Raw genomic sequence first — 14,756 nt, forward strand, 5'->3', positions numbered from 1 at the left:
TGCGCCTTGTGAACCTTTCCGGGAATTGAGCAAACTAGAGAGGCATCTTTTCCTGAAAGTTAAAGATGCGCGGCAAGCGGCACCCTCACCGCCTCCACCAGGGCATCCGGAAGATGGTCGATTTCGAAGACATGCGCCTGTTCGTCCGCGCCGTGGCCGAAGGCAGCCTCTCGGCCGCCGGGCGCGAACTGGGCCTCTCCCCGGCCGCCGCCAGCAAACGGCTGACCCGCCTGGAGACTTCACTGGGCGTGCGCTTGCTGCAACGCAGCTCGCGCCGGCTGGTGCTCACCGAGGAAGGCACCATCTACTTCGAGCGCTGCCAGGCCATCATCGCCGACGTGGACGACGCGAACTCGGCCGTCGGTCTCCGCCAGCTGGAGGTGCGGGGGCAGCTGCACCTGTCCGCCTCGGTGGACATGGGGCGCCAGTACGTAGGCCCCATTGCCGCGGACTTCGCGGAGCAGCATCCCCAGCTCCACCTGCGCCTCACCAACTCCGACGCCATGCTCGATCTGTTCGAATACGGCGTGGACGTGGCGGTGCGCGGCGGAAGCATGGTCGATTCGCGCCTGGTGTCGCGCCTGCTGGCCAACAATTTCCGCGTGCTGTGTGCCTCGCCGGACTATCTGGAACGGCATGGCCATCCGCGCACCGCCGACGAGCTGCAGCACCACCGCTGCCTGATGCTGCATCGCCCTGGCCACGGCGTGCTGCCGTGGATCGTGCAATCGCCCGACGGCCCCCGCCCGCTGCGGGTGGAAGCCGCCATGACCTGCGACAACGGCGACCTGATGCGTGCGCTGGCCGTCGCCGGCCACGGCATCGCGTTCAAATCCGCCTGGGACATCGCCGAGGACGTGCGCGCCGACCGGCTGGTGCCGCTGAAGAACGAGGTGTTCCTGCCCGATGCCCACGTCTACGCCATCTATCCCAGCCGCGCCTACCTGCCGGCACGCATCCGCCTGTTCGTGGATCATCTGCAGCAGGAACTGAAAGCGCGCGAACAGGATGTGCTCGATACTGTGCGCGACGCCATGCGTTGACGACAACGGGAGACGCCATGCCGGGCCAGGTTCGACGCACTTGTATCTTCACCATCGGCTGCATCGCATGCTGACCACCATCGTTGGCACCTTGCTGCTGTTCCTGCATATCGCCGGCGTGCTCGCCGCGATGCATGCGGTGATGAATACGCGCACGCCGCAAGGCGCGTTTGCCTGGGCGCTCGGGCTGGTACTGCTGCCTTACATCACGCTCATCCCGTATCTCTACCTCGGCCGCAGCCACTTTCACGGTTATGTAGATCTGCACCGCGCACGGCGCGATCAGATGCACGCGCTGGCGGACGAGCAACTGTCCAACGGCTCCTCCTCGCCTGACGTCAACGAACGCTATGGCGAAATCGCGCAGATGCTCGGCGCGCATTTCCACGAGGGCCAGCGCCTGCAGTTGCTGGTGAATGGCGAGGCCACGTTCGAGGCCATCTTCTCCGCCATCGACGCCGCACAGCGGTGCGTGCTCGTGCAGTTCTTCATCTTCCACGACGACATGCTCGGCAAGCGCATGCAGCAGGCGCTGATCGACCGTGTGCGCGCCGGCGTGGAAGTGTGCGTGCTCTACGATGGCATCGGCAGCCACGCGCTACCGCGCGAATACGTGGAAACGCTGCTCGAAGCCGGCGTGAGCATCCATCCGTTCGCCACGCAGCGGCGCAGCAATCGCTTCCAGCTCAACTTCCGCAACCATCGCAAGATCGTGGTGGTGGACGGCGTGCGCGGGTTTGTCGGCGGCCTCAACGTCGGCGACGAATACCTCGGCATGGAGCCGCCGCTGTCGCCCTGGCGCGACACCCACCTGGAAATCGAAGGCCCCGCCGTGGCGGACCTGCAACGCAGCTTTGCCGAAGACTGGCACTGGGTGACGGGAGAACTGCCGCCATTGCTGAAGCCCCAACCGGGCAACGGCACCGCGCACACGCTGATTGCCGCCACCGGCCCGGCCGATCGCCAGGAAACCTGTTCGCTGTTCTTCGTTTCGCTGATTCATGCCGCGCGACGCCGGCTATGGATCACTACGCCCTACTTCGTGCCTGACCAGGCGGTGATGGCCGCGTTGCGGCTTGCCGTGTTCCGTGGCGTGGACGTGCGTGTGCTCATTCCTTCGCGCCCCGATCACCACACCGTGTTTCTCGCCACGGGCCTGTATGCGCACGACGCCGTGCTCGCCGGCATTCGCGTGTTCCGCTACGGGCCGGGCTTCCTGCACGAGAAGGTGCTGCTGGTGGACGACGACACCGCCGTGGTGGGCAGCATGAATCTGGACAACCGCTCGTTCCGCCTCAACTTCGAAATCGGTGCGTTGAACGTGGATGCGGATTTCGCCGCACAAGTCGAAGCCATGCTGTGCAATGACTTCGACCACGCGTACGAAGTGACGGAAGCGGAATACGAAAACGCACCCTACGTGCGGCGCCTGGCGATGCACGTGGCGCGTCTGTTCGATCCGGTGCTCTGACCCAGCGTCAGCCGGTCGCCTTGTTGCCGTAGACGACATAGAGGCAAGCGGTGAGCACCACTGCGGCAAGCGACATCATCGCCGCCACCACGAACATCGGGCCGTAGCGCCCGCCTGAGGCGATCCAGCCGCCCAGCGGTCCGGTGACGCCAAGCGCCACATCGATGAACACGGAATACGCCGCCAGCGCGGCGCCACGATTGCTTCCGCTCACGCGCTCCACCGCCACCACGCCCAGCGCCGGAAAGATCAGCGAGAAACCGATGCCACTCAATGCCGCACCCAGCATCGCGATGCCGGGGTGGTTCGCCATGGCCAACACCACCAGGCCCGCGCATTCCACCAGCAGCGAGACCATCGCGGTGCGATAGCCGCCAAAGTGCGCGATGGTCCATCCCAGCACCAGCCGCACGCCGACAAAGCACACGCCGAACACGCTGAGCGTTGGCGCCGCACCGGCCCAGCCCTGGCTGGCGTAATACAAGGTGATGAACGTTGCGATGACGCCGAAGCCCACCGAACCAAGCGCGAGCCCCGTGCCATAGGGCGCCACGCGGCCGAACACGTGATGCATCGGCATGCGCTCGCCGCCTTCCACGCGCACGGCGGGGCGACGCCACGCGAGCAACAGCCCCAGCACCATCAGCGCCACCGCTGCCACGCCGATGCTGGCGAAGCCGGCGGCATGGCTCAGCACCACGCCGAGCGGCGCACCGACCGCCAACGCACCATAAGTGGCGATGCCGTTCCACGAAATGACCTTGGCGGTGTGTTCCGCACCTACACGGCCAATCCCCCACACGATGCAACCGGTGGCCACGCAGCTCTCGCCCATGCCCAGCGCCAGTCGTGCCACCAGCATCACGCCGATGGACACCACGCGCCATTCGCGCAGCAACGCCGCCCCCATGAGCAGCAGGCCGCTGGCCGCGCACGCCGCCAGGCCAATCAGCGCCGCGCGCTTGGGGCCCGCCGTGTCAGAGGTGCGCCCGGCAAAACCGCGGCTCAGCAGGGTGGCCACGTATTGCGTACTGATCACCAGGCCGGCGAGCACGGCGCCGAAGCCGAGATCGTCGTGCACGAACGGCGGCAAGACCGCCAGCTGCATGCCGATCACCAGATAGGCCAGGAACGTGAAAAGGACGATCTGGACGATGCGCAGGGTCAGCGGCGTGCCGCTGGCGCCCGGTTCAACGTGAGTAGTCATGGGTACAACATCGGGGAAGGGATAAAACTGCGGAAGTCGTCGGCGCAGAGGGGGAAACGCCGACGCCCCGTGTCAGGTGGACGACCGTCGGCGCGCCACCAGCAGCCAACCGATGAAGACGCCCACGGCCACGCCCACGAATTCGAAGAACACGCGCGCGCCGAGGTTGTCGGGGTCATGCACTTCGGCCAACCGCACTTTCAGCAATTGCAGCGATTGGACGCGTCCGTAGTTGAAATAGACGAGGTTCCACATGTCGCTGCCGCCGGCCAGGATCATCCCGCCCACGCAGGCCCAACCGACCTCGATGCCCAGGCTCCAGCCTTGGGTGCGGCCATACAGATGCAGCAGGACGAACAGGACCAGCCCGATGGCCAGGGCGATGGCACCGGCCTCCAGCGCACCGACGATTCCGTATCCCATCCACGACTGGTCGAAAAACATGTGCAGGTTCCGCTGGTTGCCTGGAACTCATTATGCCTGCGACGCCGCCCCGACTGGGTGCCAACCGCCGATCTCGCAGGAAATTTCCCAGCCTGAACACTGTCTATGGATGACAAATCACCCGCCGAACGCGTCACACCATGATTCCCGTTGGCCGACTAGACTTTACGACGCAACCTTTTACGAGACCCGACGCGACTATGAGCCCATCCCCATGAGCCCAGCCATCAGCCGCCGCGCCGCCCTCATCCTGGTCGACGTCCAGCCGGACTTCATGCCCGGTGGCGCACTGGCCTGCCATGAGGGGGATGCCATCGTTCCCGGCATCGACCAGTTGCTGAAGCGGGACGTGTTCGAGCACGTGGTGGCCACCCAGGACTGGCATCCCGCCGGCCATATCTCGTTTGCCACCTCACATCCCGGGCGCGAGCCGTTCGACCGCATTCCGCTCTACGGCCACGCGCAAACCTTGTGGCCGCCACATTGCGTGCAGGAAACGCCGGGCGCCGCGCTGCATCCCTCGATCGACTGGTCGCACGTGGATACGGTGATCCGCAAAGGCGACGACCCCAGCGTGGATTCCTATAGCGGCTTTCGCGAGAACCATGGCCCGCACGGCAAGCGGCCGTCCACCGCCCTGCACGGCTGGCTGCGCGAGCAAGGCGTGGACGAAGTGTATGTGTGCGGGCTGGCGCGCGACGTGTGCGTGCTGTGGACCGCGCAGGACGCGGTGGAACTGGGTTATCGCACGCACGTGCTGTGGGATCTCACGCGACCGGTGTCGCCGGAGACCGATATCCCCACGCGGCTTCGCTTCGAGAATCTCGGCGTGAACGTGATCGATTCGTCCACGCTCGCCTGAGCGTCAGCCCTCGTTCTCCGATGCCACGCTGACCTGGGGATCGCCGTCCTCGTCGAAGCTCACGCTGATGTTGATGGGACGGCAGCAGACCTGGCAGTCCTCGATGTAGTGCTGGCTGTCGACGGAGCCATCGACGAGTATCTCGATGGCTTCGCCGCAGTAGGGACAGTGGATGAAGACTTGATCGAGCATGGCGCCCTCCTCTTCTCCCCTGTCAAACCATCGCTCAGCGCTTGGCCAGCGACAGCGACGAACCCCACTTGTTCACCTGCACCAGCGCGGTTTCGCCGGCTGCCAGGTTGGTGTCGACATGCGCGTCGTTGCTCACCTTGTGGCATGCGCCGGAATTGCGCAACGACACGGTGTGGGCACCGCTGGGCAGATAGAACGTGGCCTGCTCGCCGGGTTCCATCGATGCGGCGAACTTGTCGTCGACCAGGATCTGGCTGGAGCAGCCGCCGCCGAAATAACCATTGCTGCGCACCACCTGCAGCGTCGCATTGCCATCGCCCGGCGCCTGGTAGAGGAACTGGCGATTGGACACCACGTCCTTGGTGATCTTGTCGTGGTCGTTGGTCACGCCGCAGCCGGTCAGGGCCATCAGGCCCAAGGCCACCCACACTGCACCCGCTGCGTTCTGCATGATCTTCATGGTCGTACTCCATCTTGGATAGTTAGCATCGCGAACACCCGATCAATCGCTTGTGAAGCGTACGCTCAGGGCACGGGTGGTTCCCATGCCGAAGGACACAGAATGCGGAACCAGCCCTCGCGCGCCGTGCGCCGGGCCAGTTGTAGCAGCGCCTTGTCCTTGCTGAGCAGGCACTGCGCACCCGACGCGAGCGCCAGTTCGAGGAATTTCTGGTCGTCCGGATCCGCGCAGCGCGGGAGTTTTATCTCCGGCCGCGACATCAGGGCCGCTGGCTCAAGCTGCGTCACCGCCTGGTCGAACGCGGCCACGGCCTGCTCGCGCGCCGCCTCGGTGAGGCCGAGCTGGGGATAGTCCAGCACCGCCAGCCATTCCGCACGGCAAGGCTCATCCACCACCGCGACCACCTGCGCCCGCTGCAGCGCGTCCTGGAGGCGTGCGCAGGCGGGATCGCGGAACACGAAAAGATCGAGTGCGACATTGGTGTCGAGGACGAGTCGGGGCACGGAAACGGACATGGCGCGCATGGTGGCACAGCCGCCCGGTTAAAATGAGCGTCCTACCTGGTGGAACACCGACATGACCGATCGCCTCTTCGACCATTACACGGTCCACGCCACGGCGGTTGCCGAGGGTTCGCGCTTCACCGCCTGCATCGTGGTCACGCCGCGCGAACGCAGCGGTTTTCCCGTGTATTTCGCCATTTGCGAGAACCGCAGCTTCCGCGACAAGTCACTGGCCGAGGAAGCCGCCGCCAAGGCGCTGGCCGCCATCGAATCGCTGGAAGACGACGGCACGCCGGTGTTCCCGGAAGGCTACACCGGCTTCGACGACGAACCGCCCGCGGCATGACCTCGCTGAAATACCTTGGCGGCTATCCACCCGCACTGCTGGAGAAGGTGCGTCAGCTGATCGAGCGCGACGAGCTCGGTACGTACCTGGACAAGCGCCATCCCGGCCGCCACGAAGTGCAGAGCGACAAGGCGTTGTATGCCTATACCAACGCGCTGCGGCAGGAACACCTGCGCAACGCGCCAGGCATCGATCGCGTGTGGTACGACAGCAAGCTGGACGTGATCAGCAAGGCGCTGGGCATGCATACCGCCATCTCGCACGTGCACGGCAGCCGCATGAAGGCGCGCAAGGAAATCCGCATCGCATCGCTGTTCCGCGACACGCCGCCCGAATTCCTGAAGATGATCGTGGTGCACGAACTGGCGCACCTGAAGGAAGCCGAACACAACAAGGCGTTCTACCAGCTTTGCGAATACATGCAGCCCGATTACCACCAGCAGGAATTCGACCTGCGCCTCTACCTGACCTGGCGCGACGTGCAGGCGACACGCTCCGCGTGAGCTTCGCGCGCCGCGATAGAATCGCCACGCCCCTCACCCGCTCGGTATCGCTCCATGCGCGCTTGGTTTCATCAGTGGCTCAACCGCCCTCGCACCATCCAGATCGGCGGACGCCCGTTCGTCAGCGAGGGCCTGACGCAGCGCATCTGGGACGACATCTACCACTTCGCACTCACCATCCGCTGGCCCACGTTTTTCGGGCTCGCGGCGGCCGCGTTCCTGGCCCTCAACACGGTGTTCGCCGCCCTGTACCAACTGGGCGACCATGCCATCGCCAACCAGTTTCCGCGCAATTTCGCCGGCGCCTTTTTCTTCAGCGTGGAAACGCTGGCGACGGTGGGTTATGGCGACATGCACCCGCAAACGCTGTATGCCCACATCGTGGCAACGGTGGAGATCTTCGCCGGCATGTTGAGCATCGCCTTGGTCACGGGCCTGGTGTTCTCGCGCTTCTCGCGCCCGCGCGCCAAGATGCTGTTCGCCGACCATCCGGTGATCCACCTGGTGCATGGCAAGCGCACGCTGATGATCCGCGCGGCCAATGCGCGGCAGAACGTGATTGCCGAAGCTTCCGCAAAACTGCACCTGCTGCTGCGCGAAACCTCACCCGAAGGTTTTCGCCTGCGCCGCATCCACGACCTGAAGCTGATGCGAGACCGGCACCCGGTGTTCACGCTGAGCTGGAGCCTGATGCACATCATCGACGAGACCAGCCCACTGTACGGGCTGAGCCGCGACGACCTGGCCGCCACGGAAGCCACGCTGATGCTGTGCATCGAAGGCGTCGACGAAACCACCGCGCAATCCATGCTCGCGCGCCGCCAGTGGAGCCATCGCGAGTGGCGCTGGAACTACCGTTACATCGATCTGGTGCACGACGACGAACAAGGCGTCAGCCACATCGACTACGGCGTGTTCCACCACGTGCTGCCGGTGGAAGAGAACGAAGACATCGACCGGTTCTGATATCCCTCAGAGCGTCAGCAGCACCTTGCCGATGGCGCCGCGGCTTTCCAGGAAGGCGTGGGCGCGGGCGCCGTCGTGCAACGGAAAGCGTGCGGCGATCTGCGGCTTCACCGTGCCCTGCCTGATCTGCTGGAACAACGCCGCGGCACGTTCGCGGCGGGCCTCCGCACCCGTGAGCACGTTCCACAGGTCACCGCCGGTCAGGGTGAGCGAACGGTCCATCAGCAGGCGCGGATCGACCGGATCCGGATCGCCCGCCGCCATGCCGTAGAACACCACGGTGCCACCGATGCGGGCGGCAGCGAGGCTGTCGGAGAGGGTCCGGCCGACGGAGTCGTAGACCACGTTGGCGCCGTGTCCGCCGGTGAGCGCGCGCGTGGCGTCCACCCATTCCTCATAGCCAACGGCCACGTCGGCGCCGGCGGCGATCACGGCATCGCGTTTGGTCTCGCTGGAGGCGATGCCCAGCACCACCGCGCCCAGCGCCTTGAGCATCTGCACCAGCAGCAAGCCAACGCCACCCGCGGCAGCGTGAACCACAGCCACGTCACCGGCGCGCACCACGAAGCTGTCCGAGACGAGGTATTGCGCTGTGAGGCCCTGCAGCAGCACGGCGGCGGCCGTGTCGGCGTCGATGTCGTCCGGCAGCGGGATCAGGCGATCGCGATCCACCGCCACCAGTTCGGCGTTGGCATGCGGCATGTCGGCGAAGCCCACCCGCCTGCCCGCCGGAAACTGGCTGTCACCGGCCACCGGCACCTCGATCACGCCCGCGCCTTCATAGCCCAGTACCCAGGGCGCCGAGCCGCTGAGGTGGTAGTTGCCGTTGCGGCGGTACACGTCGGCAAAGTTCAGGCCGACGCTCTTCATGCGTACCAGCACCTGGCCGGGGCCGGGAATTGGGTCCGGACGCTCGGTCCAGCGCAGGACGTCGGCAGGGCCAAAACGGTCGAAAGTGAGTGCGTGCATGGGCGTGTCCTGTGCTGGGCGCCGAGAGGATGACAGGTTTGGCGCCGCCGTCCCTGGCCCGGGTCTCGAAAAAAAGTGACAAATCTGTCGCTTTTTCCTTACGGGAAGCTGTATTTTTGGTCAACGCAACGAGAAATCACGCGTTATTCACCGCCATTGGCCAGGACGTCGCGGCCACTGTTCAGGGAGACAGCGCCATGCGGCGAACGTTTGTCGTGGGTTGCCCACGTTCGGGGACCACTATTGTCCAGGCTTTGCTGGCACGACATCCTGCTGTCTATACGCTGCCGGAAACCGCCTTCTTCGAACAATTGCACGGCGACCTGGCCTGGCGCTGGGGCGATGCCCGGGTGCAGCCCCGTCGTCGCCGCTGGCGCCAGTCGCTGGGCCTGACCCGCCGCCACATCCGCGACGCCTTTGCCGCCTTGCACGTGCAGTTGGCCGGCGCCCGCCCCCCGATGCCCTCGGCCTACCATTGGCGGACGCTGTCCGGCCGGTTCCTGGCCCTGCTCGACCGCTCCGCCGCCGCGGCCGGACGCTCGATGTGGCTGGAGAAGACACCCAACCACCTGCTTTATATCCCCGAGATCGAGACGCTGGCGCCTGACGCCCGCTTCGTTCACGTCGTGCGCCGTGGCATGGATGTATTGGCCTCGCTGGCCGACGTCTACCTGCGCTTCGAGAACGACGACGCCTTCGGCGGCGGCACCGTGCACTGGGCGCGCCGCTGGAACCGCGCCATGGACATCCACAGCCAGCATATCGGCCGCGCCAACCATCACTTCGTGTTCCTCGAGGACCTGGTGCGCCAGCCGGACATCGAATGGGTGCGTCTGTGCGCCTTCCTTGACCTGCCGCCAGACGCGCCCTTGGACAACGCCTGCCAGCAGTCCATCGCCAACCTCTCCGACGAACCCTGGAAGATGTCGGCCATCGAAGGCCAGGTGCGCGAGGCCGACCGCAAGGTGGATAGCCTTTTCGGCCCCAAGATGCAGCGCTGGCTACACGGGCGCCTGGCCTCCTACGAAGACCTGCGCGCGCAGTGCCAGGCGGTTCGCGTACGCCCTTCGCCGCGTCCGCGCAGATCACGCAGCGCCCAGGTCGCCGGCGTCGGCTGAGCCGGCTGGTTCACCTCAGCCCGAAAGCACCGCCACTTCGCTGGCGCGGTTGAAATCACCGATGGCCTCGACGAGGTCCGTCACCGCCACGCGCTCGACCTCGGTCAGGTCAGGGTTCCAGCTGTCCATGATCACCACCACGCGCGTCGTGTCGCTGCGATTCCACGCCTCGTGCTCGAAGGTGTCGTCGAACGTGACGCAGCGACCTTCCTTCCATTCGTGCAACTCACCGCCCACATTGATCGCGCAATCGGGCGGTACGATCAGTGGCAGGTGCGTGACCAGCCGGGTGTTGGTCACGCCGCGGTGCGGCAAAATGTGCGTGCCCGGGCGCAGGATGGAGAACAGCGTCTCCGGCGCATGGTCGCGTATGCGCACCAGCGGCACGCGCTCCAGCACGGCGGACGTGCGCGGGCACCTCGCGTGATGGTCGTCGAAGCGTTCGCCGTGGCGATAGAAGAAATAGGCGTCCCACGCCGCAGGCTGCACACCCGAGGAACGCAGGTGGCCCTGGAGCTCCTCCACCGACTGCTCGCCAAGGAAGGGCTCCAGCGGGCGGTTTTCCGCCAGCACGGACATGAGCTCTTCGCGAATCACGTCGGTGGCGGCTTGAAGATCGGCCTGCCAGGGAAAGCGCTCCGTGCCGTAATAGGGCTGACTCGGTATGCCGGGAAAATAGAGAAACTTCGGCTTCTGCCGCGCATCAGGAATCTGGGCCTGGCGCTCACCCAGATAGATGGCCAAACAGTCTTCCACCCGCGACAACTCATGGCGCCCGTAGCGTTCGCGCAGCGGCTGCAACACCGCATCGAAAGTGCGGCGTCGGCCCGCATCGATGAAACGCATGGCGTGCTGCACCGACTGGCGAAGACCGGGCGCCGTGGTGGCATCGCTCATCCAGCGACCTTCGGCCTGCGCCGAATTGACCGCGCCGAAATAGGCAAGCAGGGCACGGTGCATGTCGCCCAGTTGTTCCAGCGTGATGCCCAGGCGCAGGCGCGCCACGAACATGTTCGGTGCGATGTCCACGCAACGCCGCAGGCTGGCGGCGGCGCCCGTCAGGTCGCCCGCGATGGTCTGCACCACGCCAAGCTGGTGCAGCAGATCCGGGTGGTCCGGGTGTGCCCTCACCGCCGCGGTCAGCATGGCCAGCGCGCGACTGGCATCGCCCCTCGCCACATGGCGGCTGGCCACGAACTGCAAGGCCTCGGCATCGTCCGGCACCTGCTCCAGCAGGCGCGCGAAATACTGCTCGGCCAGCGGCGCATCGCCCTGTCGCAATCCGTTGAGCGCCATCTCGCGTAGCGCCGACGCTGTCACTCCCACCCCGGTATTCATCGTTGCTCCCACCGCTTGCGACATCATGTATTCGTTTGAAGGCCGCGGTCCCCACCGCGGCGCATACGGGCATAATAGACGCGTTTCGACGGGCCGCACGCGCTTTTTTCATCCACGGGAAACGGCGTCGCGGGAATCGTTCCCTGGATCGGGCCACTGATGAATTCGCGACTGCAAGGGCTGGGACCAACGGCCACCCAACAAGTGATGATCGCCGCCCAGGCGCTCGACGCCGGGCGCGCCGACGACGCCGATCGCCAGCTCGAACGCGTGCTGACGGCCTACCCCAACCATCCCGAAGTGCTGCGCATGAAGGCCGGCATCCACAGCCTGCGCGGGCAGCACAACGATGCCGTGCGCCTCATGCAGCGCGCACTGGTGCAGCGACCCCAGGACGCGCTCTACCACAACACGCTCGGCTCGCTGCTGGGCACGGCGGGCGACTATGAAGGCGCCATCCTTGCCCTGCGCCGCACCTGCGAGCTCGATCCCAAACTTGCGATGGCCTGGTACAACCTCGGGGTGATGCTGACCAAGTCGGTGCGCAACGAAGAGGCCACCGAAGCACTGCAGCGGACCGTGGCTCTGGCGCCCGACCACATTGGCGCGCGCGCGCTGCTCGCCGACCTGTTGCGCACGCGCGGACAGGTGGATGCCGCCGCCGCGGAATATCGCCGCCTGCTCGCTGTGCGTCCCGCGTTCGGCCTCGCCTGGTGGGGACTGGCCGACCTGCGCACGCAACGCTTCGATGCGAAAGACGTGGCGCAAATGCAAGCGGCGTTGCAACGATCCGACGCCAGCGAGAACGACCGCATCGCCATCGGCTTTGCGCTCGCCAAGGCATTCGACGACGAAGGCGAGTACGCGCAATCGCTGCAGGCACTCGCAACGGCAAACGCGACGGCACGACGCTATCAAGCTTGGGACAGCAACCGCTTCTCCGCTGGCGTGAAAAGCGTCGCCGATGCTTTCGTGCCGCCACCCGCCGGCAGTCCTGCTCCACTGGGAAGCGAGGTGATCTTCATCGTCAGCCTGCCGCGATCGGGCTCGACGTTGGTGGAACAGATCCTCGCCTCGCATTCCCAAGTGGAAGGTGCCGGCGAGTTGCCGGATCTGCCGCAGGTACTGGCCGAAGAAACCCAGCGACTTGGCGGCAAGCCGATCCCACAATGGGCGCGCGAGGCGACACCCACCGACTGGCAGCGACTGGGCCAGCGCTACCTGGAGCGCACCGCACGCTGGCGCAGCGAGCGCCCCGTGTTCACCGACAAATTGCCGAACAACTGGATCTACCTCGGCGCCATCCGCGCGATGCTGCCGGGGGCACACATCGTGGTGGTGCGACGCGATCCGCTGGAGACCTGCTTCTCCTGCTACCGCCAACCGCTGGATGCCGCCAGCGGTTATAGCCGCAGTTTCGACGCGCTCGCCAGTTTCTGGCGCGACTTCGACCAGAACGTCTCGCTCATCGCGAACTTGCATCCAGGCCATATCCGCGAGCACAGCTACGAGGCGATGGTGGCCGATCCAGAGCCGCACATCCGCGAACTGCTGGCGTTCTGCGGACTGCCGTTCGAAGAGGCCTGCGTGAACTTCCACGAGAACCAGCGCGTCGTGCGTTCGCCCAGCGCCACGCAGGTGCGCCAACCCATGCGAAAGGATACGGCGCGATCGCAGCGCTATGGCGCGTTGTTGAATCCGTTGCGAGCGGCGCTGGGTCTGCCAGCGTATAGCGAATGACCCCTGGCACGACACTGCCAGGGAATACGTCGGCATTGCTCGCGGCGCTTGCGGCGCAACCGGAAAGCGAATGGCTCGCCCAAGGGCGCGCGCTCACCTTGCGCTCGGACATGGCCGGTGCGCTTGCCGTGTTCAACGCGGCCACGTCGCGCTTTCCCGAATCGGCCGACATCAGGCTCGGCCTGGCGGGCCTGCTCTGGCAAACCGGCGAATCAGAGCAGGCGGAACAGCTGCTGCGCGAATGGTTGGCCGCCCATCCTGCCGATGCGAGCATGGCGCTACTGCTCGCATCGCTCTTGCGCGAACACGGGCGGCTGACGGCGGTCGGCGAAGTTTTGCTATCGGCGTTCGCAAACGGTGCACACGATGTGGATACCGTGATCCGCGCGGTCGAAACCCTCGATGATTATGGACGTCCAAACGAAGCGCTAACCATCTGCGAAAATGCCATGGCCGCGGACGACGATGATCCACGCCTGCATGCCTATGCCGGCATGCTGGGCATTCAGCTCGGACAGTTCGAACGCACGCGCGCCCACTATGCGCGAGCACTGCAGCAGGAACCCGCTGCCGTCGAATGGAATATCCCGCTGGGCTTGGCGGGTCTGCAGCGTTACGAAGACGCGAGCCATCCGGATTTTTCGTTCTTTCGCGACGTGCTTGCCCGGTCAGACATCACGGCATACACGAGGCGCTCCACACTGTTCGCGCTAGGCAAGGCCCACGACGACGTAGGCGACTACGCCAGCGCCGCGACCTACTTTCGCCAGGCCAACGCCATGGGGCACGCCCATGCCAGCTGGTCGCGCAAGTTGTGGAAACGCAATATCCAGGCACGCCTTGCGGCAGCGAAGCCGACGGTAAGTTTGCCGGCACCGACCGACTGGACGCCCATCTTCGTGGTCGGCGTACCGCGTTCCGGCACCACGCTCGTCGCGAAACGACTGGCGGATCATGCCGGCGTGCGCAACCGCGGCGAACTGGGTTGGCTCCAGGTGTGGGAGGAGCGTCTTTCACACAAATCCCCCCTGCACGCCGCTGCACTTGAAGAAGCCGCGCGGTCGCTGGAGATGCAGCTGCGTCAGGACGACGGCGACGCTTCGTGGATCATAGACAAGCAGCCGCTCAACCTGCTGCGGGTCGATTTGATCATGGCGCTATGGCCGAACGCGCGGATCGTGCATTGCCAGCGAAACGCCCGCGACACGGCGCTCTCGTTGTGGACACAACCCTTCCATGACCAGGCCCATGACTATGCGTACGATTTCGGTGACATCGACGCGGTAATCAGAGGATGTCGCCAACTGGCCGAGCTTTGGCAGGCACGATATCCGCAGGCCTTTCGCAGCATCGCCTACGAACAGCTGGTCTGCGAACCCGACGCGTGCATCGACGCCCTGCGCGATTGGCTTGGTATGCCCTTGCAATCGACGGCACAGCCGACGGACGTCCAAAGCGTTATCGCGACGGCAAGCGCCTGGCAAGCGCGCCAACCCGTTTACACGCGTTCCGCGGGCCGCTGGGTTCACTACGCTCCCTACCTGCCCGAGCTGCTCGATATCCCGGGGCACTGAACGCCCCGGGATATCGCAGA

The 14,756-nt window shown here is 65.5% G+C and carries 16 protein-coding genes; 9 read left to right on the forward strand and 7 right to left on the reverse strand.

All coding sequences use genetic code 11. From position 1 onward, the window contains the following. Nucleotides 1–113: 113 nt before the first annotated feature. Nucleotides 114–1,043, forward strand: a complete 930-nt coding sequence (locus ABIC75_RS12880; protein ID WP_354014252.1) for a LysR family transcriptional regulator — start codon at nt 114–116, stop codon at nt 1,041–1,043. Nucleotides 1,044–1,110: 67 nt separating this feature from the next. Next, nucleotides 1,111–2,514: a cardiolipin synthase gene (gene cls, locus ABIC75_RS12885; protein WP_354014253.1), complete on the forward strand. Its 1,404-nt coding sequence runs from the start codon at nt 1,111–1,113 to the stop codon at nt 2,512–2,514. 7 nt (nt 2,515–2,521) lie between these two features. Here cls and ABIC75_RS12890 read toward each other — a convergent pair whose 3' ends face one another. Beyond that, entirely contained in the window at nt 2,522–3,721 is a 1,200-nt protein-coding gene (locus tag ABIC75_RS12890) for an MFS transporter (RefSeq protein ID WP_354014254.1), read from the reverse strand. A gap of 72 nt (nt 3,722–3,793) precedes the next feature. Next, the gene (locus ABIC75_RS12895) at nt 3,794–4,165 is read right to left on the reverse strand and encodes a hypothetical protein (RefSeq protein WP_354014255.1); all 372 of its coding nucleotides are present in this window, start codon (nt 4,163–4,165) and stop codon (nt 3,794–3,796) included. Nucleotides 4,166–4,379: 214 nt separating this feature from the next. Here ABIC75_RS12895 and pncA point away from each other — a divergent pair, with 214 nt between their 5' ends. Further along, the gene (pncA, locus tag ABIC75_RS12900) at nt 4,380–5,027 is read left to right on the forward strand and encodes a bifunctional nicotinamidase/pyrazinamidase (RefSeq protein ID WP_354014256.1); all 648 of its coding nucleotides are present in this window, start codon (nt 4,380–4,382) and stop codon (nt 5,025–5,027) included. Between the two features lie 3 nt (nt 5,028–5,030). Here pncA and ABIC75_RS12905 read toward each other — a convergent pair whose 3' ends face one another. The 3 genes from ABIC75_RS12905 to ABIC75_RS12915 all read right to left on the reverse strand — a co-directional run bounded on the left by ABIC75_RS12905 (nt 5,031) and on the right by ABIC75_RS12915 (nt 6,182). Then, a complete protein-coding gene (locus ABIC75_RS12905) occupies nt 5,031–5,219 on the reverse strand; it encodes a CPXCG motif-containing cysteine-rich protein (protein ID WP_354014257.1) in 189 nt (62 codons plus the stop codon). 34 nt (nt 5,220–5,253) lie between these two features. After that, nucleotides 5,254–5,679, reverse strand: a complete 426-nt coding sequence (locus tag ABIC75_RS12910; protein ID WP_354014258.1) for a hypothetical protein — start codon at nt 5,677–5,679, stop codon at nt 5,254–5,256. 65 nt (nt 5,680–5,744) lie between these two features. After that, complete coding sequence (locus tag ABIC75_RS12915) at nt 5,745–6,182, reverse strand: putative toxin-antitoxin system toxin component, PIN family (protein WP_354014259.1); 438 nt, start codon at nt 6,180–6,182, stop codon at nt 5,745–5,747. Between the two features lie 73 nt (nt 6,183–6,255). On the opposite strand from ABIC75_RS12915, the gene ABIC75_RS12920 reads away from it, so the two are divergent. The 3 genes from ABIC75_RS12920 to ABIC75_RS12930 are packed head-to-tail and all read left to right on the forward strand — an operon-like array spanning nt 6,256 to nt 7,997. Further along, entirely contained in the window at nt 6,256–6,528 is a 273-nt protein-coding gene (locus ABIC75_RS12920; RefSeq protein ID WP_354014260.1) for a hypothetical protein, read from the forward strand. Beyond that, on the forward strand, nt 6,525–7,031 hold the full coding sequence (locus ABIC75_RS12925) for a M48 metallopeptidase family protein (RefSeq protein ID WP_354014261.1): 507 nt from the start codon (nt 6,525–6,527) through the stop codon (nt 7,029–7,031). The genes ABIC75_RS12920 and ABIC75_RS12925 overlap by 4 nt, the downstream gene beginning before the upstream one ends. Nucleotides 7,032–7,085: 54 nt before the next feature. After that, a complete protein-coding gene (locus ABIC75_RS12930) occupies nt 7,086–7,997 on the forward strand; it encodes an ion channel (RefSeq protein ID WP_354014262.1) in 912 nt (303 codons plus the stop codon). A gap of 6 nt (nt 7,998–8,003) precedes the next feature. Here the strand turns inward: ABIC75_RS12930 and ABIC75_RS12935 are convergent, their stop codons facing one another. Then, entirely contained in the window at nt 8,004–8,966 is a 963-nt protein-coding gene (locus ABIC75_RS12935) for a quinone oxidoreductase family protein (RefSeq protein ID WP_354014263.1), read from the reverse strand. A 38-nt stretch (nt 8,967–9,004) separates the two neighbouring features. On the opposite strand from ABIC75_RS12935, the gene ABIC75_RS12940 reads away from it, so the two are divergent. Continuing rightward, complete coding sequence (locus tag ABIC75_RS12940) at nt 9,005–10,084, forward strand: sulfotransferase family protein (RefSeq protein ID WP_354014264.1); 1,080 nt, start codon at nt 9,005–9,007, stop codon at nt 10,082–10,084. Between the two features lie 15 nt (nt 10,085–10,099). Here ABIC75_RS12940 and ABIC75_RS12945 read toward each other — a convergent pair whose 3' ends face one another. Then, nucleotides 10,100–11,422: an aspartyl/asparaginyl beta-hydroxylase domain-containing protein gene (locus ABIC75_RS12945; RefSeq protein WP_354014265.1), complete on the reverse strand. Its 1,323-nt coding sequence runs from the start codon at nt 11,420–11,422 to the stop codon at nt 10,100–10,102. 159 nt (nt 11,423–11,581) lie between these two features. Between ABIC75_RS12945 and ABIC75_RS12950 the strand changes: the two genes are divergently transcribed. Together ABIC75_RS12950 and ABIC75_RS12955 are read left to right on the forward strand one after the other, a co-directional pair. Further along, a complete protein-coding gene (locus ABIC75_RS12950) occupies nt 11,582–13,162 on the forward strand; it encodes a tetratricopeptide repeat-containing sulfotransferase family protein (protein ID WP_354014266.1) in 1,581 nt (526 codons plus the stop codon). Continuing rightward, a complete protein-coding gene (locus tag ABIC75_RS12955; protein ID WP_354014267.1) occupies nt 13,159–14,736 on the forward strand; it encodes a tetratricopeptide repeat-containing sulfotransferase family protein in 1,578 nt (525 codons plus the stop codon). Before ABIC75_RS12950 ends, ABIC75_RS12955 begins: the two co-directional genes overlap by 4 nt. Nucleotides 14,737–14,756 lie beyond the last annotated feature (20 nt).

The organism is Dyella japonica (assembly GCF_040545895.1).
Classification (GTDB): domain Bacteria; phylum Pseudomonadota; class Gammaproteobacteria; order Xanthomonadales; family Rhodanobacteraceae; genus Dyella; species Dyella japonica_D.